22 protein-coding genes, 1 other RNA gene and 1 pseudogene are annotated in these 24,816 nt (G+C 55.6%); 12 read left to right on the top strand and 12 right to left on the bottom strand.

Annotation, left to right across the window (positions count from 1 at the left end; genetic code table 11):
* Positions 1-129: 129 nt before the first annotated feature.
* Positions 130-657 carry a YbaY family lipoprotein gene (locus AM329_RS12090; protein ID WP_003859018.1) on the top strand — a complete coding sequence of 176 codons (528 nt, stop codon included), beginning with the start codon at positions 130-132 and terminating at the stop codon, positions 655-657.
* A 37-nt stretch (positions 658-694) separates the two neighbouring features.
* Here AM329_RS12090 and AM329_RS12085 read toward each other — a convergent pair whose 3' ends face one another.
* Positions 695-1,006 carry an MGMT family protein gene (locus tag AM329_RS12085; RefSeq protein WP_032608658.1) on the bottom strand — a complete coding sequence of 104 codons (312 nt, stop codon included), beginning with the start codon at positions 1,004-1,006 and terminating at the stop codon, positions 695-697.
* Between the two features lie 170 nt (positions 1,007-1,176).
* Here AM329_RS12085 and ffs point away from each other — a divergent pair.
* The 3 genes from ffs to AM329_RS12070 all read left to right on the top strand — a co-directional run bounded on the left by ffs (position 1,177) and on the right by AM329_RS12070 (position 1,983).
* Positions 1,177-1,273, top strand: an RNA gene (ffs, locus tag AM329_RS12080) — signal recognition particle sRNA small type.
* Positions 1,274-1,519: 246 nt separating this feature from the next.
* Positions 1,520-1,771, top strand: coding sequence for a hypothetical protein (locus AM329_RS12075; protein ID WP_006809862.1), 252 nt, complete (start codon positions 1,520-1,522; stop codon positions 1,769-1,771).
* Positions 1,768-1,983, top strand: coding sequence for a hypothetical protein (locus tag AM329_RS12070; RefSeq protein WP_015571263.1), 216 nt, complete (start codon positions 1,768-1,770; stop codon positions 1,981-1,983). Before AM329_RS12075 ends, AM329_RS12070 begins: the two co-directional genes overlap by 4 nt.
* 70 nt (positions 1,984-2,053) lie before the next feature.
* Here the strand turns inward: AM329_RS12070 and AM329_RS12065 are convergent, their stop codons facing one another.
* Positions 2,054-3,475 (bottom strand): PLP-dependent aminotransferase family protein, encoded by a 1,422-nt coding sequence (locus AM329_RS12065; RefSeq protein ID WP_022650488.1) that lies wholly within the window; start codon positions 3,473-3,475, stop codon positions 2,054-2,056.
* An 84-nt stretch (positions 3,476-3,559) separates the two neighbouring features.
* Here AM329_RS12065 and AM329_RS12060 point away from each other — a divergent pair, with 84 nt between their 5' ends.
* The 3 genes from AM329_RS12060 (at position 3,560) to AM329_RS12050 (ending at position 8,512) form a co-directional block, all read left to right on the top strand.
* On the top strand, positions 3,560-4,171 hold the full coding sequence (locus AM329_RS12060) for a YitT family protein (protein ID WP_032608660.1): 612 nt from the start codon (positions 3,560-3,562) through the stop codon (positions 4,169-4,171).
* A gap of 77 nt (positions 4,172-4,248) precedes the next feature.
* The gene (locus tag AM329_RS12055; protein WP_032608661.1) at positions 4,249-5,319 is read left to right on the top strand and encodes a LacI family DNA-binding transcriptional regulator; all 1,071 of its coding nucleotides are present in this window, start codon (positions 4,249-4,251) and stop codon (positions 5,317-5,319) included.
* A 103-nt stretch (positions 5,320-5,422) separates the two neighbouring features.
* The gene (locus tag AM329_RS12050) at positions 5,423-8,512 is read left to right on the top strand and encodes a beta-galactosidase (protein ID WP_039264664.1); all 3,090 of its coding nucleotides are present in this window, start codon (positions 5,423-5,425) and stop codon (positions 8,510-8,512) included.
* Between the two features lie 51 nt (positions 8,513-8,563).
* Here the strand turns inward: AM329_RS12050 and AM329_RS12045 are convergent, their stop codons facing one another.
* On the bottom strand, positions 8,564-10,123 hold the full coding sequence (locus tag AM329_RS12045) for an EAL domain-containing protein (RefSeq protein ID WP_032608664.1): 1,560 nt from the start codon (positions 10,121-10,123) through the stop codon (positions 8,564-8,566).
* 216 nt (positions 10,124-10,339) lie between these two features.
* Here AM329_RS12045 and AM329_RS12040 point away from each other — a divergent pair, with 216 nt between their 5' ends.
* A complete protein-coding gene (locus AM329_RS12040; protein ID WP_015571255.1) occupies positions 10,340-10,600 on the top strand; it encodes a type B 50S ribosomal protein L31 in 261 nt (86 codons plus the stop codon).
* A 2-nt stretch (positions 10,601-10,602) separates the two neighbouring features.
* Positions 10,603-10,743 carry a type B 50S ribosomal protein L36 gene (gene ykgO / locus AM329_RS12035; protein ID WP_032608666.1) on the top strand — a complete coding sequence of 47 codons (141 nt, stop codon included), beginning with the start codon at positions 10,603-10,605 and terminating at the stop codon, positions 10,741-10,743.
* Here ykgO and AM329_RS12030 read toward each other — a convergent pair.
* Positions 10,740-11,450, bottom strand: coding sequence for a GNAT family N-acetyltransferase (locus tag AM329_RS12030; protein ID WP_022650493.1), 711 nt, complete (start codon positions 11,448-11,450; stop codon positions 10,740-10,742). The genes ykgO and AM329_RS12030 overlap by 4 nt on opposite strands.
* A 101-nt stretch (positions 11,451-11,551) precedes the next feature.
* Between AM329_RS12030 and AM329_RS12025 the strand changes: the two are divergent.
* Positions 11,552-13,013 (top strand): annotated as a pseudogene (locus tag AM329_RS12025) (PLP-dependent aminotransferase family protein).
* On the opposite strand, the gene AM329_RS12020 reads toward AM329_RS12025, so the two are convergent.
* The 6 genes from AM329_RS12020 to acrA form a co-directional block, all read right to left on the bottom strand.
* On the bottom strand, positions 12,985-13,452 hold the full coding sequence (locus AM329_RS12020) for a YlaC family protein (RefSeq protein ID WP_022650495.1): 468 nt from the start codon (positions 13,450-13,452) through the stop codon (positions 12,985-12,987). The pseudogene AM329_RS12025 and the gene AM329_RS12020 sit on opposite strands and share 29 nt — an antisense overlap.
* A 116-nt stretch (positions 13,453-13,568) precedes the next feature.
* Entirely contained in the window at positions 13,569-14,120 is a 552-nt protein-coding gene (gene maa / locus AM329_RS12015; RefSeq protein ID WP_022650496.1) for a maltose O-acetyltransferase, read from the bottom strand.
* A gap of 208 nt (positions 14,121-14,328) precedes the next feature.
* Complete coding sequence (locus tag AM329_RS12010; protein ID WP_015571250.1) at positions 14,329-14,547, bottom strand: HHA domain-containing protein; 219 nt, start codon at positions 14,545-14,547, stop codon at positions 14,329-14,331.
* Positions 14,548-14,574: 27 nt separating this feature from the next.
* Positions 14,575-14,949, bottom strand: coding sequence for an Hha toxicity modulator TomB (tomB, locus tag AM329_RS12005; RefSeq protein WP_006809850.1), 375 nt, complete (start codon positions 14,947-14,949; stop codon positions 14,575-14,577).
* A 510-nt stretch (positions 14,950-15,459) separates the two neighbouring features.
* Complete coding sequence (gene acrB / locus AM329_RS12000; RefSeq protein WP_022650497.1) at positions 15,460-18,606, bottom strand: multidrug efflux RND transporter permease subunit AcrB; 3,147 nt, start codon at positions 18,604-18,606, stop codon at positions 15,460-15,462.
* Between the two features lie 22 nt (positions 18,607-18,628).
* Positions 18,629-19,822, bottom strand: a complete 1,194-nt coding sequence (gene acrA, locus AM329_RS11995; RefSeq protein ID WP_022650498.1) for a multidrug efflux RND transporter periplasmic adaptor subunit AcrA — start codon at positions 19,820-19,822, stop codon at positions 18,629-18,631.
* A gap of 141 nt (positions 19,823-19,963) precedes the next feature.
* On the opposite strand from acrA, the gene acrR reads away from it, so the two are divergent.
* Together acrR and mscK are read left to right on the top strand one after the other, a co-directional pair.
* Complete coding sequence (gene acrR / locus AM329_RS11990) at positions 19,964-20,617, top strand: multidrug efflux transporter transcriptional repressor AcrR (protein WP_032608669.1); 654 nt, start codon at positions 19,964-19,966, stop codon at positions 20,615-20,617.
* A gap of 113 nt (positions 20,618-20,730) precedes the next feature.
* Positions 20,731-24,078: a mechanosensitive channel MscK gene (gene mscK, locus AM329_RS11985; protein WP_023315539.1), complete on the top strand. Its 3,348-nt coding sequence runs from the start codon at positions 20,731-20,733 to the stop codon at positions 24,076-24,078.
* A gap of 1 nt (position 24,079) precedes the next feature.
* Here the strand turns inward: mscK and rsmS are convergent, their stop codons facing one another.
* Positions 24,080-24,256 carry a pleiotropic regulatory protein RsmS gene (rsmS, locus tag AM329_RS11980; RefSeq protein ID WP_023315540.1) on the bottom strand — a complete coding sequence of 59 codons (177 nt, stop codon included), beginning with the start codon at positions 24,254-24,256 and terminating at the stop codon, positions 24,080-24,082.
* Between the two features lie 12 nt (positions 24,257-24,268).
* Positions 24,269-24,796 carry a primosomal replication protein N'' gene (priC, locus tag AM329_RS11975; protein ID WP_022650502.1) on the bottom strand — a complete coding sequence of 176 codons (528 nt, stop codon included), beginning with the start codon at positions 24,794-24,796 and terminating at the stop codon, positions 24,269-24,271.
* Positions 24,797-24,816 lie beyond the last annotated feature (20 nt).

Genomic DNA, 24,816 nt, shown 5'->3' with positions numbered 1-24,816 from the left:
AATAATCTTAATACCTGGGCAAAATTAGGCATAAATCCGTGATTTGTGCCACACTTGTTTACGTTATGTGAATAAAACGACATCGGATGGGATCGATCCCGCCGGTGCATTGATGATAAGGAGACTTCAATGAAACTCGTGCCTATGTTAAGCGGTGTTGCAATGGCGGTGGCGTTGTCCGCCTGTGCGGATAAGAGTGCCGATGTAGCGGTACCAACGGCGACCCCAAACGGGATTAACACCCTTTCACAGCAAGCTATTCGACAGCCTAACGTGTCCGGTACCATCTGGATCAAACAGAAAGTCGCTCTGCCGCCGGACGCGGTTTTAACGGTCACGTTATCCGATGCGTCTCTGGCGGATGCACCGTCTAAAGTCCTTGCTCAGCGTGCAGTTCGTACAGAGGGTAAACAGGCGCCGTTCAGCTTCGTGCTGCCGTACAACCCGTCTGACGTCCAGCCTAACGCGCGTATCCTCCTGAGCGCGGCGGTAACGATCAACGATAAGCTGGTCTTTATCACCGATACCGTACAGGAAGCGGTCAACAAAGGCGGCACCAAAATCGACCTGACCCTGGTACCGGTGCAGCAAACTGAAGTGCCTGTTGCAACGCAAACCAATCAGCCGACTCTGCCTACACCCCCAACACAGATGTAATTTTCCTTCGCCCTCTCCATGTTGACGGGAGAGGGCGTCAGTACTCCCAGCGATACTTCTGCATATCAATATGTCCTGCCCCGGACACCTGCACCCCTTCTGAGAGTAATGCCTGACGCTGGCGCTGCAAGTCTGGCCCGGTGAGGGAAATGGCGCCATGGCGATTGACGACCCGGTGCCACGGTAACGTGCTTCCCTCCGGTAGCCTTCTCAGCACGCCTCCAACCTGACGCGCCGCGCGCGGAGAACCCGCCAGCCGGGCGACTTCCCCATAGGTCGTGACACAGCCTTCCGGAATCGAAGCCACGATTTGCCACACTCGCTGTGGGAAAGTGTCATGTTCGTCCATTGTTTCTCCTGCGGGAAATCAGCGAAGGGTAATGTTATACGAAGATAAAGAAGATTGTCGGGGCAGTTTGCGCAATAATCCAGCATCCGGTTGCCAGCGGCTTGCAATTGAGGTGCTCCACAGGGATAATGCGCCAGCGCGTTGGATATCAACGCTCTCAATGGGGGCTCTGTTGGTTCTCCCGCAACGCTACTCTGTTCACCAGGTCAGGTCCGGAAGGAAGCAGCCAGGGCAGACGACGTGGGTGCCGGGATGTAGCTGGCAGGGCCCCCACCCATTTGTGATCCTCTCAGTTGTTCCCCTGAATAAACCTTCTAAATTATGTGACTATTGTATTTTCTGTAATACAGCCTTCATTTAACTGAAATAATAATGTCATAAACCTGTAATAATAGACTGTCATTTTATTTTCGGATGCCTTTATTCTGTCATAAGCTAAAAAATATATATCTGGATAACAAACTTATCTTCGTGTATTAAATTAAACACGTGTTCCGAAAGGATGTGACAATCATGGTTACTGCGGTTTTAAACGTTAAAATTGATGAAGCGCTAAAAGAAAGACTTCGCCACTATGCGGAAGACAATAATGAGAATTTAAGCGTGACCACAGAGAAACTGCTGCTGCTGGCATTTGAAGCAGTAGAAGAGGCGGGAGTATCGGAAGAGGATGTTGATAATCAGCATACGGAAGAAGAGAGCGTAACTCCATTTACTCCTAAAGAAATCAAAGCACTACGTAAACTTCTGAAGAAGAGAAAATGAAACAACAACTATCGACTGCCAGTGACTACAACGAGGCCTGCAATCTGTTACGTTCCGGCTACGTGAAACATGTTCGTCTTGGCTGGAATGTAGGAAGTGATGAGTTCTTTCGAATTGCGTCTGACTGGTGTGATACCGGTGCAAAAATAAAGAAAGAAGGGGATAATTTCATTATTTCGCTGAAAGGCTTCCCGATTCCTCCTCAACATTAAGCTGTTCTTCATGAAAACTGCTGACTGCATGCGTTACAGTCAGCAGTTTTTATTGTTTCTGGCGAATAATTTACACCAGGCTCCGTTTTACTGGCGCTACACTTTTATTTAACGCACGCCACAGCGGTTTGATCCGCAATAATGCCTCTTCAAGTTCCGGCGGACTGAGTGAGAAGGGCATTCGCAGATAGCGGTCAAACGCGCCTGAAAGCCCAAAGCGCGTGCCGGTGCCCATAATGATGCCTGTCGTCTCGGCGCGTGCCGCCAGCTGCGTCGCCAGCATGCCGGGTAATTCAATCCAGTATGAGAGCCCTCCCTCCGCTTCCTGAAACCGCCATTCGGGGAAATGTTCCCGCAGCATCTGGCCGCAGCGGTCGCGACGTTCTGCCAGCATTTCCCGCCGGGCAGGCAGGAAGGTTTCACTGTTTTCGATAAGCCACAGCGTGGCCAGTTGTTCCAGCACCGGAGAACCCAGATCCAGCGTGTCGCGCGTCTGCGCGAGCGTGGCGATAGTGCGGGACGAGGCGCGGATCCAGCCGAGACGCAGCCCACCCCAGAAACTTTTGCCTGCGGAACCCAGCGTCATCACCGCGGCCTCCGGGTTAAAGGCGGCCAGCGGCGGCGGCGGGGGAGCATCGAACCAGAGATCGACCATGGTTTCATCCACCACCAGCGTGGTGCGGGTTTGCGCGGCGATGTCGGTTATGGTCTGGCGCGTCGCGGCATCCATGCAACGCCCGGTCGGATTATGAAAATCCGGCATCAGATAGGCCAGACGCGGGGCGGTCTGGGCGAGCGTTGCGGCAAAACCGTCGGTATCCCAACCCGTTTCAGGCAGCGAGACGCCCACGGGCCGGCATAGCGCTCCCTGAATGGCGGCTATTGCCAGCGGGTAAGTGGGATGATCCACCACCACGCGATCCCCGGGACCGGTCATCATTCTTAAGATCAGGGCAAAGCCGCTGACGGCGCCGTTCACCACCATCACTTCGTCTGCCCGGGTGGGCAGACCGCGTGCGGTGTAGCGGGCGGCGATAGCTTCACGCAGCGCCGGAAGCCCAAGCTGATCGTACCCGGTCAGCGCCAGATTCGGCGTGATGGCCGTTAGCGCGTGGGCGTAGGCCTGGTGGATCTCTGGCCCCGCGTTGAGCGCGGCGGTTGAGAGATCCAGCGCCGCACTGGCTGTGGAAAGCGTGGGCACGGCGCGGCTGTCTGGCAGGATCGCCCGCGAACCGCTGCCGTGACGGCTCTCCAGATAACCTTCTTCCCGCAGATGCGCCAGCGCGCTGCTGATGGTGGTGCGGCTTACGCTCAGTGCGGTGGCCAGCTCCCGCTCTCCGGGCAGGCGCGTGTTTAGCGCCAGCCTGCCATCCAGAATCAACAGGCGTAACGCGTCAGCCAGCTGGCGCCACAGCGGGGTACGGGAAGAGGCTTGCTGCCAGTGCCCTAACAGGCGTACCAGAGACTGGCTTCCAAAACGACGTGATGACATGTGCAGTCCACTATTTGAAAACTGGACATTAATCATAATGCCATTTTCACCGAAGATGGAACCTGGTACTTCGGAGAAGAGAAAATGGTACGTCGTCTGGTACAACTTTATGTCGGTTTAGGCCTGTACGGGCTTTCAACCGCGATGTTTATTCGTTCGGATCTGGGTGTCGACCCTTGGGATGTCTTTCACCTTGGCGTCGCCATCCAGACAGGGATGAGCATCGGCACGGTGATTATTTTAACCGGGGCAGCGGTGCTGCTGCTGTGGATCCCGCTGCGTCAGCTGCCGGGGCTGGGCACTATCAGTAATGTGATTTGTATTGGTCTGGCGGCAGATGCGTCAATGGCGCTGATCCCTGAGCTCACCTCGCTGCCCGTGCGCATCACCCTGCTGGTTTCCGGCATTGTGGTTAACGCCCTTGCCACCGGGATGTATATCGGCGCGGGTTTTGGCGCAGGCCCGCGCGACGGCCTGATGACCGGCATACACGCCCGGCTGGGCTGGTCGATCCGCAGCGTGCGTACCGCGATCGAGGTGACTGTGTTGATCGTCGGCTACCTCCTCGGGGGAGCGTTTGGCGTTGGAACCGTGCTGTATGCATTAACCATCGGCCCGCTGATCCAGCTTTGTTTGCCGTGGTTTCGCCCGAGACCGCGCATTCAGAAAGCTCCACAGCCGGAGCGGATTGTTTAATTTTGCGAAGCGCTCACAGGCTATGATGGCGTAACTGTGTCAGAATAGAGACTTCTCTTTTCACGACGCCAGAATGTATGAAAGCGATCACTCTTTATGACGTTGCCCGCGTGGCAGGCGTTTCTTATCAGACCGTTTCCCGGGTGATTAACGACGCGGAACACGTTTCTGCCCGTACGCGGGAAAAGGTCCGGCAGGCCATGGCGGCGCTACACTATGTGCCCAACCGTGGCGCGCAGCAGCTGGCCGGGAAACGCACCCGCACGCTGGGGCTGATGACCAGCGATCTGGCGCTACATGCGCCGTCGCAAATCGCCTCAGCTGTAAAATCCCGGGCAGTGGAGCAGGGGGCTAGCGTACTCATCTCCATGGTGGAGCAACCCGCGCAGTGTCAGGCTGCTTTGCAGGAATTACTGGCGCAGCGCGTAGAGGCGCTGCTGGTGAACGTTCCGCTGGAAGATGCCCTGGCAGAAATGCTTCAGGAAATGGCCTCGCCGACCCCGGTTCTTTTTCTCGATGTGTCCCCCACAGCTCGGGTTAACAGTCTCGTTTTCAATGCCGAACAGGGCGCTGCCCTGGGGGCAGAGCATCTGCTTTCGCTGGGGCACCAGCGAATTGCGCTGCTCGCCGGGCCGGAAAGTTCTGTCTCTGCCCGGGCTCGTCTGGCGGGATGGAAAACCACGCTGGCTCAGGCCGACGTGGAGGCGTTTGCGGTGGCGCAGGGCGACTGGAGCGCGGCTTCGGGCTATGAGAAAGGGCATCAGCTCCTGGCGGGCGCGCAGCTGCCGGAGGCGATCCTCGTCGCTAACGATCAGATGGCGCTTGGCGTTTTACGCGCTTGTGCGGAAAAAGGCGTTGCGGTACCGGGGCAGATCTCGGTTGTCGGGTTTGATGATACGGCTGACAGCGCGTGGTTTTCACCTCCGCTCACCACCGTTCGGCAGGCGTTCCGCGAGGCCGGTGAGCGCAGCGTGGAGTGGCTGATGGCACCTGCCCATCACCACGAACGCAGGCAGGAACAACTTCCCGTTACGTTGATCGTGCGTCATTCCACCGCGCCGCGCGCCGCACAGCAGGCCGATCGTGAAGATCTTGCGCAACAGCTCAGAACGCTGGCGCTGCTGGCGGAGAAACTGGCGCGCAGCTAGCACTTTTGTGATCGTGCTCGCCTGGTGACGATCAAAGTCTTTACCGCTACCGTTTACCAGGGCATGTTGGCTAAAATTGTGAGCGCTTCGCAAAGAGGTTGATATGTCTTCTACATTGCCGCTGACTCTCAGCGCACTTCTGGCGCGTCGTGACTGGGAAAACCCGGGTGTGACGCAGTGGAATCGTCTGGCCGCACACGCGCTTTTTCATAGCTGGCGCGATGAAACCTTCGCCCGCGAGGATAAGCCTTCGCGGAGCAAGCGTCTGCTTAACGGCATCTGGCGATTCAGCTTTTTCCCGGCGCCAGAGCAGGTTCCGGAGGCATGGATAACGGACGATCTGGCTGATGCCGTTGAGATGCCCGTGCCGTCGAACTGGCAGATGCAGGGATTTGATACTCCCATCTATACCAACGTCACCTATCCGATAAATGTGAACCCGCCCTATGTTCCGGTTGAAAACCCAACCGGTTGTTACTCGCTCACATTTGAGATGGATGACGCCCAGATGTGCAGCGGGCAAACCCGCATTATTTTTGACGGGGTGAATTCAGCTTTTCATCTGTGGTGTAACGGCCAGTGGATGGGCTATTCGCAGGACAGCCGTCTGCCTGCGGAGTTCGATCTCAGCGCGGTGCTGCGACCGGGGCAGAACCGCCTGGCGGTGATGGTGTTACGCTGGTGCGACGGAAGCTATCTGGAAGATCAGGACATGTGGCGGATGAGTGGCATTTTCCGTGACGTCTCGCTGCTGCACAAGCCGGAAACGCGAATTGCCGATTATCAGATCGTGACCGATCTGAATGCCGAATGCGATCGGGCGATACTCCGGGTTGACGTTGCGCTGGAAGGCACACGCTACGCCGAATGCGAGGTGGCGTTTACCCTGTGGCGTAACGGCGAAGCCTGCGCGCAAACCACGCAGCAGCCCGGATCGGCCATCGTGGACGAACGCGGCAGTTGGGCAGAACGGCTTAGGGTGGCGATACCCGTGAACGCTCCTGCGCTATGGAGCGCTGAAACACCGGAATGCTATCGGCTGACAATATCGCTTCGGGATGCGCAGGGTAACGTGCTGGAGACTGAAGCCTGCGATGTCGGTTTCAGACGCGTCGAAATCAGCAACGGCCAGCTGAAGCTTAACGGCAAACCGCTGCTGATCCGCGGCGTGAACCGTCACGAACATCATCCTGAGAAGGGGCAGGTGATGGATGAGGCGACCATGCGCCGCGACATCGAACTGATGAAGCAGCATAACTTCAACGCCGTGCGCTGCTCGCATTATCCGAACCATCCTCTGTGGTACACGCTTTGCGATCGCTACGGCCTGTACGTGGTTGATGAGGCGAATATTGAAACCCATGGCATGGTGCCAATGAGCCGCCTGGCGGACGATCCGCGCTGGCTGCCTGCCATGAGCGAACGCGTAACGCGTATGGTGCAGCGGGACCGGAATCATCCGTCCATCATCATCTGGTCCCTGGGGAATGAGTCCGGGCATGGGGCGAATCACGATGCGCTGTACCGCTGGCTGAAAACCACCGATCCCACGCGGCCGGTGCAGTATGAAGGCGGCGGCGCCAGTACGGCGGCAACCGATATTGTCTGCCCGATGTACGCTCGCGTCGATCAGGATCAGCCGTTCCCGGCGGTGCCAAAGTGGTCGATTAAAAAGTGGATTGGTATGCCGGACGAAACCCGTCCGCTGATCCTGTGCGAGTATGCCCACGCGATGGGCAACAGCTTTGGCGGCTTTGCCAGCTACTGGCAGGCATTCCGCAGCCATCCCCGGTTGCAGGGCGGCTTTGTCTGGGACTGGGTCGATCAGGCGCTGACGAAAAAAGCGGAAGACGGCACGGTATTCTGGGCCTACGGCGGCGATTTTGGCGATAAGCCCAACGACCGTCAGTTCTGCCTCAACGGACTGGTGTTTCCCGATCGCACTCCGCATCCCGCCCTTTACGAGGCGCAGCGTGCCCAGCAGTTCTTTACCTTTACGCTGGTGAGCACCGCTCCGCTGGTCGTCGAGATCCAGAGCGATTATCTGTTCCGTCATACTGACAACGAGTATCTGCGATGGTCGGTGGCGCGTGACGGTGCGGTACTGGCTTCCGGCGAAACCCCCCTTTCTGTTGCGCCCGAGGGGACGCAGCACGTTGAGATCCCGCTGCCTGAACTTGTCGCTGAGCCGGGCGAGGTCTGGCTCAACGTGGAGATCGTTCAGCCGCAGGCCACGCCGTGGTCGCCGCCCGGCCACCGTTGTGCCTGGGATCAGTGGCCGCTCCCGGCGCCGCTGTACCTTGCGCCACCGAAAGCAGGCGGAACCCCTCCGCAGCTAACGGTGCAGGACGAGGCGCTGGACATTACTCATCAGCAGCAGCGCTGGCAGTTTAGCCGTCTCACCGGAAACTTGACCCAGTGGTGGAACGAGGGCGCTGAAACGCTCCGTTCTCCGCTAACGGATAACTTCACCCGCGCGCCGCTGGACAATGACATTGGCGTCAGCGAGGCGACCCGCATCGATCCGAACGCGTGGGTGGAACGCTGGAAAGCGGCAGGGATGTATGAGATGTCCGCGCGCCTCCTCCAGTGTGAAGCGGAGCAGCATAACCGTGAGGTGGTGGTGACCACGCAGCACGTCTGGGAGCATCAGGGTAAAGCGCTATTTATGAGCTGCAAGGTCTGGCGGATTGATGACCACGGGGTGCTGCACGGTGATGTGCAGGTGACGGTGGCGTCTGACATTCCTGAGCCCGCTCGCGTGGGCCTGAGCGTTATGCTGGCGGATATCCCGGAAACGGTGCGCTGGCTGGGACTAGGCCCGCTGGAAAACTATCCGGACAGAAAACTGGCGGCGCAGCAGGGGCGCTGGGCGTTACCGCTGGAAGAGATGCAGACGCCGTATATCTTCCCGACGGAGAACGGTTTGCGCTGCGACACCCGCGAGCTGACGTTTGGCTCCCATCAGTTGCAGGGACAGTTCCATTTCTCCCTGAGCCGTTATAGCCAGCGGCAGCTGCATGAGACAACGCATCAGCACTTGCTGCGGGAAGAGGCTGGCTGCTGGTTGAATCTTGATGCGTTTCACATGGGCGTAGGGGGGGACGACTCATGGAGCCCGAGCGTAGCCCCGGCCTTCATTCTGCAAAACCGCCGGCTGCGCTACACGTTTAGCTGGCAGCAGAACGGCTGAGCCGAAACGTGCGGCCACTGCCGTGGCCGCACGTAACACCGCACAATCGGTTTATTTCCTGAGGTTGTGCGCGGCCCAGAGAATGAAATCCTCTTTAGGCAGCGCCTTGCTGAAATACCAGCCCTGGCCGTACTGCACGCCGTGGCGATGCAACCATTCGATCTGCCCTTCAGTTTCAATGCCTTCTGCGACCATCGCCAGTTTAAGCGATTTGGCCATTTCGATGATGTGGGGAGTCACGTGCTTGTACTCCAGCGCATCCACAAAGGATTTATCAATCTTCAGAGTATCGACATCCAGATCCTGCAAATAGCTCAGGCTGGAGTAACCCGTGCCAAAATCATCAATGTAGATAGCGTGCCCGGCGCGGCGAAATGCAGCGATAGCAGGTACGCTGACGGCAGGATCGGCAAACCCGCGCTCGGTTAATTCAAGGGCGATCTGGCGCGGGTGGACGCCCCATTTGTTGAGCAACTGACTCAGCTGGCGAGGCAGCTCGGGGGACGTTAAATCCGATGGCGCAAGGTTGACAGAAATATGCAGTTCCGGGTGATGGTGTAGCCAGGCGCCTAGATCCTCAAATACCTCATTTACCACTAGCCGCGTCAGCGTTGAAATAAGCCCTGTCTGCTCAGCCAGCGGAACAAAGAGATTAGGCGACAGGTTACTGCCATCCGGCTGGGGCCAGCGCATCAGCGCTTCAGCACCCACCAGTTTTCCACTACACAGCGCCACGATGGGCTGGTAGTGAACCTCGATCTCCCGGTTGTTGATCGCGTCGATCAGGCGGTGACGCGGGGACAGCAAACGGCGGAGAATGCGCAGGACAATAAGGGCAGCAACCAGGCTTAGCAGTATGCCAGCCGGTAGCCAGATGATCAGTTGCTGGTGCCAGGAAGCCGCCAGCGGTTTTAACGACGCCCAAGCGATCACCGTAAACCCCAGTTCGGGTACAGGTTTCATCACGTACATTGAGCCGTTGTATTGCACGCGCGTAACGTCCTGCTGCTCCTTAACGACAGAGAGAATATACGGGTCTAGAACATTGCTTCTGGCAAATATATGATGGGTTGAGCTGCCCACCAGGGCGGCATCCATTGAGATTTCACCAAACGGAACAACATCCACAAGCGACGCCGGATCGACCATTACCAGATAATGTCCTTTCCCCAGAACGGCCATATAACGCTGAATGCCGAGGTCGTTTTGCGAGGTGAGCCACGCGCTATAACCATCTTCGGTGATCCGCATTGGGGGCGGTAAGATCGCCGTATCACTGGATTGTTCAAGCGATGAGCAGAGCGGTTTCAGGTTATCGATATACATCACTTCCTGGATATAGCGCCATGAGAACCCGACCCGGCGCATTTCGCGTAAATGCGGGGGAGTGCAGGGCGGGGCGTGGAATGTCTGTAGGTGCGTGAGCGCCTGTTTTGCCTGCGCAACGACTCTGTCGGTACGGATCAGGACACGCGAGGCATAGCTGTCCAGCGCGTCCACAAATTTCTCCTCAGCCTGACGATGCGCCAGCCAGATACTGAGGCACACAGGGACCAGCACAGAGAAGATCAGTACGCCTGTCACCAGGCTGACCAGATGTCGGGTTCGCATGCTGTTTTATCCTTCCCATATGCCCGCCCCGGGCCTGGAGTTTGCGCGCCAGAGGAAAAAGTTTTTATCGGTAAATGATATAGTTATAGCATGCAACCGTCTCAGGCAGGTATCTGAATAAACCTTTCAAAAACAGGCTGTGCGTCACAGGGGTTGTTTTTGCAGCAAAGCTCAGATAGTATTTTGTTATGTTATAACAATACATGAAGGCCAGAGATGAAACCGAATATCCATCCAACCTATCGCACCGTTGTGTTTCACGACACCACGGCTAATGAATATTTTAAAGTTGGCTCAACGATTAAGACAGATCGTGAAATTGAGCTTGAGGGGAAAACGTATCCTTACGTTACTCTTGATGTCTCCTCTAAATCACATCCGTTTTATACCGGGAAGCAGAAGACCTTCTCGACAGATGGCAGCGCGGCACGCTTCCGCAAGCGTTTTGGCGGCTTTCTTGATGCGAAGCGAGGCTAATCATGCAGGTGCTTAACTCATTGCGCAGTGCAAAACAGCGTCACCCGGATTGCCAGATAGTCAAACGCAAGGGACGCTTATACGTGATTTGCAAATCTAACCCGCGCTTTAAGGCGGTGCAGGGGCGTAAAAAAAGGGGCTAGACGCGCGTTTCTCGCCAGCTTTCCAGGGATCTTTTCTGTTTGCCATCGGCAGTAAAATTGTCGGTGGCAAGCCAGCTTTCAAAGGCGCTCGCCAGCGCTGGCCACTCTTTGTCGAGAATTGAAAACCAGTCGGTGTCCCGGTTTCGGCCTTTAATGACCAGCGCCTGGCGAAAACGCCCTTCAAACTGAAAGCCAAGACGCAGGGCCGCTTTGCGGGAGGGTTCGTTCAGGCTATTGCACTTCCATTCATAACGCCGGTAGCCCAGGGTATCGAACACGTACCGCATCAGCAGATACTGCGCTTCTGTCGACATGGGCGTGCGGCTTAACAGTGACGAGAAGTGAACATGTCCCACTTCCACGACGCCGTTTTTAGGATCGATCCGCATCAGGGACAGCGTCCCGACAGGAGACTGGGTCTGGTTATCGATAACGGTAAAGTGGATGGGATCGGCTAATTCGCTTACGCTCGCCACCCATTCGGCAAACTCCTCTGCGGTGGCATCGGGCTCACGCAGCAGCCACGTCCAGCTTCGGGTATCTCCGGCCACGGAATACGCAGAGAACAACGCGTGGGCATGCTCCATGCGCAGCGGCTCAAGCCGACAATAGCGACCCTGAAGTACCACCCGGGACGGGTGCGGCCGAGGCTGCCAGTCGATAAGGCTTTCCCCTACAGGTTGACCAAACTCATTGAATGTATTCATCTTTATTTCCATGATGTTAAGAAGATCTCCAGATTAATGAATTGCTGGTTCCTTAAAAAGAACCACCAGGTTATGTTTTTCTGGTACCACAAGGAGGAATGATGAATATACCGGGTGATGAGCTATACACCTTGCTCCATGCTGCGCTGAAAAAACGTGGGACAGAGACGCTCCAGCGCGCGCTCTATCTTGCTTTGCGGGAGGCCATACTGTGCGGAAGGCTTCGGTCCGGCAGCCATTTGCCCGGCTCACGAACGCTGGCGCATCAGATCTCGGTGTCCCGAAATACCGTCAACGCGGCGCTGGACCAGCTCACGCTCGAAGGTTATTTGCTGCGTAGCCGCCAGGGCACGCGGGTGGGGCAATTCGCTCCTCGTACGATTGCCCGGACATTACCGGACCCGGACGTCAGGCTGACAAAACGTGTCGCCCGGCTGCCCGCGCCTGTGCCGCGTGACACTCCGGTGATGGCGTTTACGCCGGGAACGCCTGCCATCAACTATTTCCCCTTGCCGCTGTGGCGGCGGTTGTACGATCGCGTCCTGCGCGAGGAGGGAAGCGCCCTGTTAGGGTATGGCGACCCTGCCGGCGAGCCGTCGCTACGGGCCGCCATTGCCCGCCATCTTGCGCTCTCCCGCGGCATTGACTGTGACGCCAGCCAGATAGTGATAACCGAAGGGGGCGCTGGAGGGCGTCAATCTGTGCACAATGCTGTTAAGCGAGCCGGGGGATGTCGCCTGGGTGGAAAATCCCGGCTATAGCGGCGCCAAAAGCGCTTTTGTCAAAACCGGCCTGGCGATGACCGGCATACCGGTGGATGACGAGGGGATGTGCTGGGAAGGGCTGTGTGCGCCTTCACCCACGCTGATTTTTACCTCGCCATCGCATCAGTTCCCTTACGGAAGCGTACTCAGCGCGCGGCGGCGTCTGGCGCTGCTGGAACTGGCCCGGCAGCACAACGCGTGGATCATTGAGGACGATTACGACAGCGAATTCCGTTATACCGGTGAGCCCGTCCCGGCGATGCTGGGTATGGTCAACAACGCGCCCGTTGTGTATCTGGGGACGTTCAGCAAAACGCTGTTTCCGTCGCTCCGAATGGGGTTCATGGTGTTACCGCCAGCGCTGGCGAAGGCGGCACGTCCCGCCATCGGCTCGCTGCTGCGCGGCGGGCATCGCGCTGAACAGCGCACCCTGGCGCTGTTTATTGAGGAAGGCCACTATGCGCGACATCTTGCCGCCATGCGCCGACTTTATCGTAAGCGATACCGCCAACTGCGAGAGGTGCTAAGCGCAGAGCTTCATACGCCGCATCGCGTTCTTGCCGGAGAAGGAGGGATGCACCTGGCGCTGGCGATTGACGGTATCGACGACCAGCGGCTGGTGGAGCAGGCAAGAGCGTTTCAGCTGGCACCCGCTGCGCTGAGCGGATATTACCTTGAGACGAAGCAGGGGCAAACCGGTCTGGTTTTAGGTTACGGCAATACCTCTGCTTCGCAGTTTGCGCCGGGTATCCGACGTCTTCAGGCGTTAATTACGCAGCAGTGGGGCGGGAAAGGGTAAAGACATCATAAAAAGAGAGCTGGCCCTTGGTGGTGACCATTTTCTGCAACTTCTCTTTTTGCCCGGCTTCGACAGCCGGCGAGTGCAGGATGCTGTCGATCAGCTCCTTCGGCACGTAACGCGTGTTGTACCACTCCCCGTTGTAGCACACGCGGAAATCGAGTACGTCGATATCTTCATACCGGTAACGCGGATTGACGTCGAAAAAGAAAAACGCGTTAAACACCACGAACAGCACTACCAGCAGCCAGACGGAATCGACCAGCGTTTCAGACTTCAGCATGACGATAAGCGTTGCCAGCCAGGCGGCGTACATGGCGACGAACAACCCGGGGTGTTTGCGAATAAAGCTGATGCTAAAGCGCGGGCGATTGTCGCGCTTTTCGCGAGTATTGAGATCGTCGATGGTGGCGGTAAGCAGGCGCTGTATCTCTGTCATTTTTTGCCTTTATGATTGTTGAAAATACAGGTGATCTGCTTATTTTATGAGAGGGGTTTACGCGATGAAAGTAACAGTTATGCCAGGAAAAAGCATAACAGTTACTCAGGATGCGCTTAGAGCATTTTAATGATTTTCGCCGGATTGCCGCCCACGACAGCATTGGCCGGCACGTCTTTGGTCACTACCGCGCCGGAAGCGATAACCGCATTATCGCCAATGGTTACGCCCGGGTTAATGATCGCACGTCCGCCGATCCAGACGTTATCACCAATGGTGACCGGTTTACCGTACTCCAGCCCGCTGTTACGTTCGGTCGCATCCAGAGGATGCGTGGCCGTATAAATGTGCACCCCCGGCGCAAGCATACAGTTATCGCCAATGCGGACAGGGCAGACATCCAGCATGACGCAGTCAAAGTTGGCATAAAAATTTTTGCCCAGATAGATGTTATACCCGTAGTCGCAGCGGAAGCTCGGTTCTATATAGGCGCCTTCGCTTTGGCCCAGCAGGTCAGCTAATAAGGCGCGACGTTCGGCCTTCTCATCGGGTGCGGTATGGTTATAGCGGTGAACAAGATGACGCGCGCGTAAACGGTCAGCCCTCAGCGTGTCATCGCCAGGGCGGTAATATTCACCTGCAATCATCTTCTGTTTTTCTTCACTCATGGGAACCTCTCTGGAATCGTTTTACGCAGCGTAAAGAGGATTAACCAGAAAGGGAACGTTCCCTAAAAGCGGCTGTGACGGGAGTCACAACATTTATGCGCATAAATACGTTTTATACGGGAACCTGGCGTTTGCACTTGAAGCGTAATTCGAAAGGTAAATTCAGCTTAACAACGGGCGTAATGCCTTTACAGTCTCTCTTCAACGATTAACGAACAAATTTCCATACCGAAGAGGGGATCTTGTCATACAGTTTATTCATGGTTAGTTCAGCCAGACGATGGTCGGCAGCTGAATAAAATACCGCCAGTTCATTATCAGAGAGCTCGTATTTATTTTTTTCAATAACACGTTCGAGGGTGTCAATTGACTGGCAGCGTCGCAGGCGCATCAAATAATCGACTTTTGTTAATGGTTTATCAGACATAAATTCACCTTAGTAATTGTAATAATTTTAACAGGAAAGACTAACCGGATTAGCTCTGCTGACATTAGTGAAGCAGCGAAATAGGCGGTTTCCTGATTTACGCCATTTCTGCAAATCCTGTGCGTTAATGCCGTAGCTGCTGAACAACATAAAGGTGTCGTCCAGGTATTCATCAATTTGCTCTATCAACTTATTATCTTCATTGTACTTAATTTTATAATTAAGTGCGAAGGTGGCGATATGCTCGATCAGCTCGTTAAGCTGTAAATTGATAGCAGACGTTGGATCGTTCACCCAGCCATGGTTACTTTCTTCAAGATTGGCAAGGCAGTCATGGTACAAGGATTCGCAGAGAAATTTCAACTGCGCGATATCATGCCTTTTTGGCGAGTACTCGTCCATAGCGCATCCCCTTCTGAGTGATTTTTTACTCACCGAACATCATGTCGGGATGGATACAACTTGCTTAGCCACATGGGAGCTGTGTTCCTGATAAGTCTAACTATAAGCCACTCTGATCAAGATTTCACCGCGCTATTACGAAAAATTACAATTAAATCGTTACTGTGCGAGCCTTTACGCAAATGTACCTTTTGCAGCAACCACGTTAATCAAATAAAAAACCGTTTTTTATCGGTTCCTTAAAATTCATTGAGTTAGCGCAAAGTTTCATGTGAAGTCCGAAACCAGATATCTTCAGATAATTTCCGTTACTTAGGAATAGTCCGAATAATTTACGCCGCAAAATGATAATAAAAGAAGGCTGAGTTCCTGGTGTAAGTTATCGGCCTATTATGCCAGGCCTCATTTAAAAAGAAGAAAATAAATAGAAAAGCAATAGGTCTATTTTATGATTTTTTCTGAAAATGAAAAAGGCCGCAAATGCGGCCTTTTTATCATGTGAAACCGGTATCAGTGATGTTCTACCGAATGATTGTGCTCAACATCTTCATTTTTGCGGCTGAAGCGGCGACGAACCACCACGAAGAACACCGGTACGAAGAAGATGGCGAGAACGGTCGCCGTGACCATACCACCCATTACACCCGTACCTACCGCGTTCTGTGCGCCGGAGCCCGCGCCGGAGCTGATAACCAGCGGCATAACGCCGAGGATAAACGCCAGGGACGTCATCAGGATTGGACGCAAACGCATACGAACGGCTTCCAGCGTGGCTTCAATCAGGCCTTTTCCTTCTTTCTCCATCAGATCTTTGGCGAATTCGACGATGAGTATCGCGTTCTTCGCCGACAAGCCAATGGTTGTCAGCAGGCCCACCTGGAAGTAAACGTCGTTGGTCAGCCCACGGAAGGTTGCGGCAAGCAGTGCACCGATAACCCCCAGCGGAACCACCAGCATAACGGAGAACGGAATCGACCAGCTCTCATACAATGCCGCCAGACACAGGAACACCACAATCAGTGAAATGGCGTACAGGGCAGGGGCCTGGTTACCGGACAGACGTTCCTGATAGGACATGCCGGTCCAGTCGTAGCCGATACCCGCAGGTAGTTTGCTGGCCAGTTCTTCCATCAGGTTCATGGCTTCACCGGTGCTTCGGCCTGGCGCTGCCTGACCGAGGATTTCCATCGATGGCAAGCCGTTATAACGCTCCAGACGCGGCGAACCGTATTCCCAGCGCGAGGTTGAGAAGGCGGAGAACGGCACCATCTGGCCATCGCTACCGCGAACGTACCAGTTGTTGATATCGTTCGGCAGCATGCGGTATTGCGCTTCGGACATCACGTACACTTTCTTCACGCGACCACGGTCGATGAAGTCGTTGACGTAGCTGCCACCCCAGGCTGCACCCAGCGTGGTATTAATGTCGCTGATGGAAACACCCAGCGCCTGCGCTTTTTCCTGGTCGATATCGATCTTGTACTGCGGCGTATCTTCCAGACCGTTAGGACGCACGCCCACCAGCAGGTCAGGGTGTTTTGCCACCTCGCCAAACAGCTGGTTACGCGCCTGCGTCAGTTTTTCGTGGCCCAGACCGCCCTGGTCAATCAGCTGGAAGTCGAAGCCGGTCGCCGTACCCAGTTCAACAATCGCTGGCAGGTTAAAGGCAAAGACCATCGCATCTTTAATCTGTGAGAAGGTGCCCATTGCACGGCCGGTAATGGCTTCTACCTTGTTCTCTGCACCTGGACGTTCAGACCAGTCTTTCAGAGAAACGAAGGCGATACCGGTGTTCTGACCACGACCCGCGAAGCCAAAGCCGTTAACCGCAAACACGGATTCGACGTTGTCTTTCTCTTTGGTCAGGAAGTAGTCGGTCATCTCATCCAGCACTTTCTGCGTACGCTCTTGCGTCGCACCGGCCGGAAGCTGCGCCATACTCAGGAACACGCCCTGGTCTTCATCTGGCAGGAACGAGCTTGGCAGACGAACGAACAGGAATGCCATCCCCACCACGATGATGATATAGAGCAGCAGGTAACGACCGGTGCTGCGCAGGATGTTACCCACGCTGTCGGTGTAGTGGTGCGTGCTCTTATCAAACATGCGGTTGAACCAGCCGAAGAACCCTTTATGCTCGCCGTGTCCGCCTTTCTGAATCGGCTTCAGCATCGTCGCGCACAGGGCTGGCGTCAGGATCAGCGCAACCAGTACCGACAGCGCCATCGCCGAAACGATGGTGATGGAGAACTGACGGTAAATCGCACCGGTAGAGCCGCCAAAGAAGGCCATCGGGATAAACACCGCGGACAGTACCATCGCGATACCGACCAGCGCGCCCTGGATCTGGCCCATAGATTTACGGGTTGCTTCCTTCGGCGGCAGGCCTTCTTCCGCCATCACACGCTCGACGTTTTCGACCACCACGATGGCGTCATCCACCAGCAGGCCGATGGCGAGCACCATCCCGAACATCGTCAGGGTGTTTATCGAGTAGCCAAATATCGCCAGAACCGCGAAGGTCCCAAGCAATACAACCGGTACGGCGATGGTTGGGATCAGCGTCGCGCGGAAGTTTTGCAGGAACAGGTACATTACCAGGAAGACGAGGATGATCGCCTCAACCAGGGTTTTTACCACTTCGTGAATCGAAATTTTTACGAACGGCGTAGTGTCATACGGATAAACGATTTTCAGACCTGACGGGAAGAACGGTTCCATCTTCTTCAGCTCTGCACGAATAGCCGTCGCGGTGTCCAGGGCGTTAGCGCCGGTCGCCAGTTTGATACCCAGACCAGATGCCGGCTTGCCGTTGAACTTCGCGATAACGTCGTAGTTCTCGCCGCCCAGCTCCACTTTCGCTACGTCACGCAGGCGAACCTGCGAACCGTCCTGATTCACTTTCAGCAGAATTTTGCTGAACTCATCCGCGGAGGTCAGACGGGTTTGCGCGATGATCGAGGCGTTAAGCTGCTGGCCCTTGACCGGCGGCGTACCGCCTAACTGACCGGCTGCCACCTGGGCGTTCTGCGCTTTGATGGCGTTAATCACGTCAACCGGCGTCAGCTGGAAGTTGTTCAGTTTATTCGGATCCATCCAGATACGCATGGCGTACTGGGAACCAAACAGCTGAACGTCACCCACACCTGACGTACGGCTGATGGCGTCCTTCATGTTGGCGCCCACGTAGTCGGAAATATCCTCCTGCGTCATGGTGCCGTTGGTGTTGATCACGCCGACAACCATCAGGAAGCTACTGGACGATTTCTCGACGCTCACGCCCTGCTGTTGTACTTCCTGCGGCAGCAGAGGCATCGCCAGCTGCAATTTGTTCTGCACCTGAACCTGCGCAATGTCCGCATCCGTACCGGATTCAAAGGTCAGGGTGATCTGAACCGTACCGGTTGAGTCACTGTTTGAGGACATGTACATCAGGTTATCGATACCGTTCATGTTCTGTTCGATAACCTGCGTAACGGTATCCTGCACCGTTTTCGCATCAGCGCCCGGGTAGGTTGCGGAGATCGTTACTGCCGGTGGCGCAATCGTTGGATATTGCGCAACAGGCAGCTTCAGGATCGCAAGTCCCCCGGCCAGCATGATGATAATGGCGATCACCCACGCAAATATGGGGCGATCGATAAAGAAATTAGGCATGTCTTAACGGCTCCTGTTTAAGTTAAGACTTGGTTTGTTCTGACTGGCCAGCGGCCGACGCTTGTTGTTTGTCGTCAGATTTCACTTCCTGCGCTTTGACCTGCGCGCCAGGACGAACTTTTTGCAAACCAGTAATAATCACGCGATCGCCATCTTTCAGACCTTCCGTCACCAGCCACTTATCGCCAATCGCCTGCGTTGCAGTGATATTGCGCATTTCGACTTTGTTATCGGCACCCACAACCAGCGCGCTCGCATCGCCGCGTGGCGTACGGGTCACACCCTGCTGAGGAACCAGAATGGCGCTTGGGTTAGTCCCTTCCTCAAGACGGGCGCGTACGAACATACCCGGCAGCAGGGTTTTATCCGGATTCGGGAAAATGGCCCGGATGGTGATTGAGCCGGTGGTCTGATCGACGGTCACATCAGAAAATTCCAGTGTACCGGTCTGCGAGAACTCGATACCGTCGTTGGTAACCAGTTCAACCTTGGCTTTACCGTTTTCCTGTTTCAGTTGACCGCTTGCCAGCTCCTGTTTGAGACGCAGGAAATCGTTGCTGGACTGGGTAACGTCAACATAGATCGGGTCAAGCTGCTGCACGGTGGCCAGTGCGTTGGTCTGACCGTTTTGCACCAGTGCACCTTCGGTGACGGCAGATTTACCAATGCGACCGCTGATAGGGGAGGTCACTTTGGTGTAGGCCAGGTTAATACGCGCGGTTTCTACCGCCGCTTTCGCCGCCACAACGGCCGCGTTGGCTTGCTGCGCATCGGCCAGGGCTGAATCATAATCCTGTTGGCTGATGTACTGCGTGCCGAGCAGCTTCTTGTAACGATTCAACGTCAGCTGCGAAATTTTGGCTGCCGCTTCTGCTTTCGCCAGATCGCCTTTAGCGCTCTCATAAGACGCCTGGTAGGTTGCTGGATCAATCTGATACAGAGACTCACCTGCCTTGACATCACCGCCTTCGGTGAAGTTACGTTTCAGGATGATACCGCTTACCTGCGGACGCACTTCCGCAATGCGATAGGCGCTGGTGCGGCCCGGTAGTTCTGTTGTCATCTGGAGAGGTTCGGATTTGAGCGTCACGACGCCAACTTCTGGCACCTGCTGAGCTCCTTGTTGAGCCTCTTTGTCGTCACATCCTGTAAGCGCTAAGCTGCCTGAGAGCATCAGAACGACCGCCAGAGGCGTTAACCCTCTGTTTTTGTTCATATGTAAACCTCGAGTGTCCGATTTCAAATTGATCAAGGGTCCTGAGTCTAAAAACCCATTGCTGCGTTTATATTATCGTCATGCTATGGTACATACATTCATAAATGTATGTAAATCTGACTCCTGTAAATTCATCAACGTATGGCACGAAAAACCAAACAACAAGCGCTGGAAACCCGACAACACATTCTGGATGTGGCAATGCGTTTGTTCTCACAGCAGGGTGTTTCGGCAACCTCGCTGGCACAGATTGCTCAGGCCGCGGGCGTCACGCGGGGAGCGATTTACTGGCATTTCAAAGACAAGTCCGATCTGTTTGGTGAAATCTGGGAGCTTTCAGAGTCCAGCATTAGCGATCTTGAGAGTGAGTATCGGGCAAAATTCCCTCACGATCCACTCTCTGTGTTAAGAGAAATTCTAGTATATATCCTTGAAGCGACAGTTGTTGAAGAGCGCCGCCGTCTGATGATGGAAATCATCTTCCATAAATGTGAGTTCGTTGGCGAAATGGCGGTGGTTCAGCAGGCGCAACGCGACCTGTGTCTGGAAAGCTACGATCGCATCGAACAGGTCCTCACGGAGTGCATGCAGGCCAAAATGCTTCCTGCTACCTTACTCACCCGCCGGGCGGCGATCCTGATGCGCAGCTATATTTCCGGCCTGATGGAAAACTGGCTTTTTGCTCCGGAGTCGTTCGATCTCAGATCAGAGGCGCGCAGCTATGTCGACATTTTTCTTGAGATGTGCCAGCTCTGTCCGACCCTTCAAAGTAAGCATCACCCCCGTTCTACCTGATCGGGTACGGGAAAAATCGTAGACCCTTTCCGTCGTACTATTCTGCTTCAGCCGGGCGTGATATCCTTCATGCCCGACTATTTCCGGTCATTTCTCACATCACATTCACAACTATGCTGCACATCAATCGCTCGCAACATCTTGTTCTGGCCCTGTTTTTGATCCTGCTGTTTTACTTTGCAGCCGCGCCGCTTTCCTGGGCCCGTGCAGACAACGGCAGTGACATTCCCACGCGTGCTGATGTTCAGGCGCAACTCGACACCCTGAATAAGCAGAAAGATCTGTCCGCCCTGGAAAAACTTGTTCAGCAGGACCTGACGGAAACCCTGGAAACGCTGGACAAGATAGAGCGCATCAAAGCCGAAACGGCCCAGCTGAGGCAGAAGGTCGCTCAGGCGCCGGAAAACATGCGTAAGGCTACGGAGGCGCTGAATGCGCTCAGCGACGTCGACAACGACGATGAAACCCGAAAAACGCTTGCCACGCTGTCGTTGCGCCAGCTTGAGTCGCGCGTGGCGCAGCTGCTGGACGATCTGCAAACGGCGCAGTCCGATCTCTCAACCTATAACAGCCAGCTGGTTTCGCTGCAAACCCAGCCTGAGCGCGTGCAGAACGCCATGTACTCCGCATCGCAACAGCTACAGCAGATACGTAACCGTCTGAATGGCGTCACCGTTGGGGAAGGGGCGCTTCGCCCCACCCAGCAAACGCTGCTGAATATCCAGCAGACGCTGCTAAACGCGGAGATTGAACAGCAGCGTAAGAGCCTGGAAGGCAACACGGTGCTACAGGATGCGCTGCAAAAACAGCGTGACTACGTGACCGCGAATATCAACCGGCTTGAGCATCAACTTCAGCTGTTGCAGGAAGCGGTAAACAGCAAGCGCCTGACCCTGACTGAAAAAACGGCCCAGGAAGCGGTCTCGCCAGACGAGACGGCGCGTATTCAGGCCAACCCGCTGGTGAAGCAGGAGCTGGAGATTAACCACCAGCTGAGCGAACGTCTGATCCAGGCGACTGAAAACGGCAGCGCGCTGGTACAGCAGAATATCAAGGTCAAAAACTGGCTGGATCGCGCGTTGCAGGCCGAGCGTAACGTCAAGGAGCAGATTGCCGTCCTGAAGGGCAGCCTGCTGCTGTCGCGCATTCTCTACCAGCAACAGCAGACGCTGCCGTCCGCCGACGAGCTGGAAGACATGACCAATCGCATTGCGGATTTGCGTCTTGAACAGTTTGACGTCAACCAGCAGCGCGATGCGCTATTCCAGAGCGATACCTTCGTTGCCAAAGTGGAAGAGGGCCATTCAGGTGAAGTGAACGCTGAAGTTCACGACGCGCTGTTGCAGGTGGTGGACATGCGCCGCGAACTGCTCGATCAGCTCAACAAGCAGCTGGGCAACCAGTTGATGATGGCGATTAACCTGCAAATCAACCAGCAGCAGTTGGTGAGCGTTTCTAAAAGCCTCCAGGAGATCCTGACCCAGCAGATTTTCTGGGTGAACAGCAATAAACCCATGGACTGGGACTGGTTTAAATCTTTCCCGGAAACGCTGAAATCCCAGATAAAAAGCATGAAAATTACCGTGAACTGGGAGAAAGCCTGGCCTGCGGTAATGATTGCCTTCCTGGCGGGACTGCCTTTGTTGCTCATCGCTGGCGTAATACGCTGGCGTTTGAAATGGCTGAAACAGTACCAGGCGAAGCTGGCCTCGGAAGTGGGGCAACTGCGTAACGACAGCCAGCTGCACACCCCGAAAGCGATCCTGATCGATCTGATCCGTGCTCTGCCGGTCTGCCTGTTGATACTCGCCGTGGGCCTGATCCTGCTGACCATGCAGTTGAATATCAGCGATCTGCTGTGGGCGTTCAGCAAGAAGCTGGCGCTGTTCTGGCTGGTGTTTGGCCTGTGCTGGAAAGTGCTGGAAAAAGATGGCGTCGCCGTCCGCCACTTCAACATGCCGGAAAAACTCACCAGCCACTGGCGTCGCCAGATTGTACGCATCAGCCTCGCGCTGCTGCCGCTGCACTTCTGGTCAGTTGTGGCCGAGCTTTCGCCGCTGCATCTGATGGATGACGTACTGGGGCAACTGGTGATTATGCTGAACCTGCTGCTGATTGCCGTCCTTATGTGGCCGATGTGCCGCGACAGCTGGCGGGATAAAGAGTCCCATAATCTTCGTCTGGTTACCGTAACGGTGCTGGCGATCATTCCGCTGGCGCTGATGGTGCTGACGGCGACGGGTTACTTCTATACCACGCTGCGTCTGTCAGGCCGCTGGATCGAAACGGTTTATCTGGTGATTGTGTGGAACCTGCTGTTCCAGACCGTGCTGCGTGGTTTGAGCGTAGCGGCGCGCCGCATTGCGTATCGTCGTGCTGTTGCCCGTCGGCAGCATCAGGTGAAAGAGGGGGCTGAAGGGGCAGAGCCGCAGGAAGAGCCGACTATCGCCCTGGAGCAGGTCAACCAGCAAACGATGCGTATTACCATGCTGGTGATGATCGCCCTGTTTGCGGTGATGTTCTGGGCCATCTGGTCTGATTTAATTACCGTCTTCGCCTACCTCGACAGTATCACGCTCTGGCAATACAACGGTACCGAAGCGGGCGCTGCGGTAATGAAAAGCGTCACCATGGGCAGCCTGCTCTTTGCGCTGGTGTCGTCAGTGGTTGCCTGGGCGTTGATCCGCAACCTGCCGGGTCTGCTGGAAGTGCTGGTTCTCTCAAGACTGAACCTGCGTCAGGGGGCGTCGTACGCCATTACTACCATCCTGAACTACGTCATTATTATTGTCGGGGCGATGACGGTATTCGGTTCGCTGGGCGTCTCGTGGGATAAACTCCAGTGGCTGGCGGCAGCGTTGTCGGTGGGTCTCGGCTTCGGCTTGCAGGAGATCTTCGGTAACTTTGTCTCTGGCCTGATTATCCTGTTCGAACGTCCGGTGCGTATCGGCGATACCGTCACCATCGGCACCTTCTCCGGGACCGTCAGCAAGATCCGCATCCGTGCGACCACCATTACCGACTTCGATCGTAAAGAGGTGATCATCCCGAACAAAGCCTTTGTGACCGAGCGCCTGATCAACTGGTCGCTCTCGGATACCACCACCCGCGTGGTGATCCGACTCGGGGTGGCCTACGGTTCAGATCTGGATAAAGTGAAAGAGGTCCTGCTGGAAGCCGCGAAATCACATCCTAAAGTGATGCACGATCCTGCGCCTGACGTGTTCTTCACCACCTTCGGGCCAAGCACGCTGGATCATGAGCTGCGCCTGTACGTACGTGAACTGCGCGATCGCAGCTACACCGTCGATGAGCTGAACCGCACCATTGACCGTCTGTGTCGTGAAAACAACATTAATATCGCCTTCAACCAGCTTGAAGTGCACCTGCGTAACGAGAAAGGTGACGAGCATACGGAAGTGAAGCGCGAGATTAAGGGGGACGACCCTACTCCCGCCTGAATTATTTCCCTCTCCCCACTGGGGAGAGGGCAGGGTGAGGGGGGAGTTTCCCCTCAAAATCCCGCCGCACAATCTCCAGCGCTTTCAGCACCGTCTCAGCCGGGATCGCATGATTCTCCAGCAGCATAATTAAATCGACGGCCAGTTTGACCTCATCGGGGGCATTTTCCAGTGACATCCGCGGCTCCTGTTAACGGGTCAGGCGTTCAATGACGCGTTCAATCTCATCCAGCGCCTGACGGCAGCGAACGATGCGGCCTTCCAGCGCGCTGATTTCACGCATTAATAACTGCTGCTCTTCCAGCGTTTCGCTGGTGTTCAGGCGGGCTTCGCGCTCACGCTTCATCTCAAACAGACGGCGCTCAAACTCCTGGTTCTCCAGCCGCTTGCGCTGCCATTTTCCCAGTCCCGGCGAGGCGCTGTCCCACGCCCGTAGCGGCCAGGCGGCGATTTCCCGGTGCAGGGCGGTGATCTGCTCGGTAAGATGCTCCGCAAGCCACGCGACCTGTTCCTGCTGTTCACTCTCAACCGCGTGGCGAAGCTCGTCGAGGTTGGTCTGCGCTTCAGCAAGGTAATCCTGAATGACGGTGCTGCGGGTGCGGAAGAGCTGCCGGTCAAAGCGCGGTTTCAGCGTGGCGTGGCCCATCAGCGGTGTGGCCTGCGCCCGCAGCGCGATCAGCTGATTTTGCAGCCTCTCAAGAAGCAGTGCTGTTTTCAAGGCGCTCTCCAGTGGTAAAG

Origin of the sequence: Enterobacter cloacae complex sp. AR_0002 (genome assembly GCF_001922365.1) — a bacterium.
Classification (GTDB): Bacteria; Pseudomonadota; Gammaproteobacteria; order Enterobacterales; family Enterobacteriaceae; genus Enterobacter; species Enterobacter hormaechei_C.
Note: the sequence above shows the minus strand (reverse complement) of the source record. Positions and strands in the feature narration are given on the sequence as shown.

What these genes read in the sequence shown, in the direction of transcription:
- mscK (WP_023315539.1), top strand. Translation starts at nt 20,731, where the DNA reads ATGCTGCACATCAATCGCTCGCAACATCTTGTTCTGGCCCTGTTTTTG.
- AM329_RS12045 (WP_032608664.1), bottom strand. Translation starts at nt 10,123, where the DNA reads ATGCGAACCCGACATCTGGTCAGCCTGGTGACAGGCGTACTGATCTTC.
- AM329_RS12030 (WP_022650493.1), bottom strand. Translation starts at nt 11,450, where the DNA reads ATGAATACATTCAATGAGTTTGGTCAACCTGTAGGGGAAAGCCTTATC.
- AM329_RS12010 (WP_015571250.1), bottom strand. Translation starts at nt 14,547, where the DNA reads ATGTCTGATAAACCATTAACAAAAGTCGATTATTTGATGCGCCTGCGA.
- ykgO (WP_032608666.1), top strand. Translation starts at nt 10,603, where the DNA reads ATGCAGGTGCTTAACTCATTGCGCAGTGCAAAACAGCGTCACCCGGAT.
- AM329_RS12060 (WP_032608660.1), top strand. Translation starts at nt 3,560, where the DNA reads ATGGTACGTCGTCTGGTACAACTTTATGTCGGTTTAGGCCTGTACGGG.
- AM329_RS12070 (WP_015571263.1), top strand. Translation starts at nt 1,768, where the DNA reads ATGAAACAACAACTATCGACTGCCAGTGACTACAACGAGGCCTGCAAT.
- maa (WP_022650496.1), bottom strand. Translation starts at nt 14,120, where the DNA reads ATGAGTGAAGAAAAACAGAAGATGATTGCAGGTGAATATTACCGCCCT.
- AM329_RS12040 (WP_015571255.1), top strand. Translation starts at nt 10,340, where the DNA reads ATGAAACCGAATATCCATCCAACCTATCGCACCGTTGTGTTTCACGAC.
- AM329_RS12020 (WP_022650495.1), bottom strand. Translation starts at nt 13,452, where the DNA reads ATGACAGAGATACAGCGCCTGCTTACCGCCACCATCGACGATCTCAAT.
- AM329_RS12090 (WP_003859018.1), top strand. Translation starts at nt 130, where the DNA reads ATGAAACTCGTGCCTATGTTAAGCGGTGTTGCAATGGCGGTGGCGTTG.
- acrB (WP_022650497.1), bottom strand. Translation starts at nt 18,606, where the DNA reads ATGCCTAATTTCTTTATCGATCGCCCCATATTTGCGTGGGTGATCGCC.
- AM329_RS12065 (WP_022650488.1), bottom strand. Translation starts at nt 3,475, where the DNA reads ATGTCATCACGTCGTTTTGGAAGCCAGTCTCTGGTACGCCTGTTAGGG.
- tomB (WP_006809850.1), bottom strand. Translation starts at nt 14,949, where the DNA reads ATGGACGAGTACTCGCCAAAAAGGCATGATATCGCGCAGTTGAAATTT.
- rsmS (WP_023315540.1), bottom strand. Translation starts at nt 24,256, where the DNA reads ATGTCACTGGAAAATGCCCCCGATGAGGTCAAACTGGCCGTCGATTTA.
- acrA (WP_022650498.1), bottom strand. Translation starts at nt 19,822, where the DNA reads ATGAACAAAAACAGAGGGTTAACGCCTCTGGCGGTCGTTCTGATGCTC.
- AM329_RS12055 (WP_032608661.1), top strand. Translation starts at nt 4,249, where the DNA reads ATGAAAGCGATCACTCTTTATGACGTTGCCCGCGTGGCAGGCGTTTCT.
- AM329_RS12050 (WP_039264664.1), top strand. Translation starts at nt 5,423, where the DNA reads ATGTCTTCTACATTGCCGCTGACTCTCAGCGCACTTCTGGCGCGTCGT.
- acrR (WP_032608669.1), top strand. Translation starts at nt 19,964, where the DNA reads ATGGCACGAAAAACCAAACAACAAGCGCTGGAAACCCGACAACACATT.
- AM329_RS12075 (WP_006809862.1), top strand. Translation starts at nt 1,520, where the DNA reads ATGGTTACTGCGGTTTTAAACGTTAAAATTGATGAAGCGCTAAAAGAA.
- AM329_RS12085 (WP_032608658.1), bottom strand. Translation starts at nt 1,006, where the DNA reads ATGGACGAACATGACACTTTCCCACAGCGAGTGTGGCAAATCGTGGCT.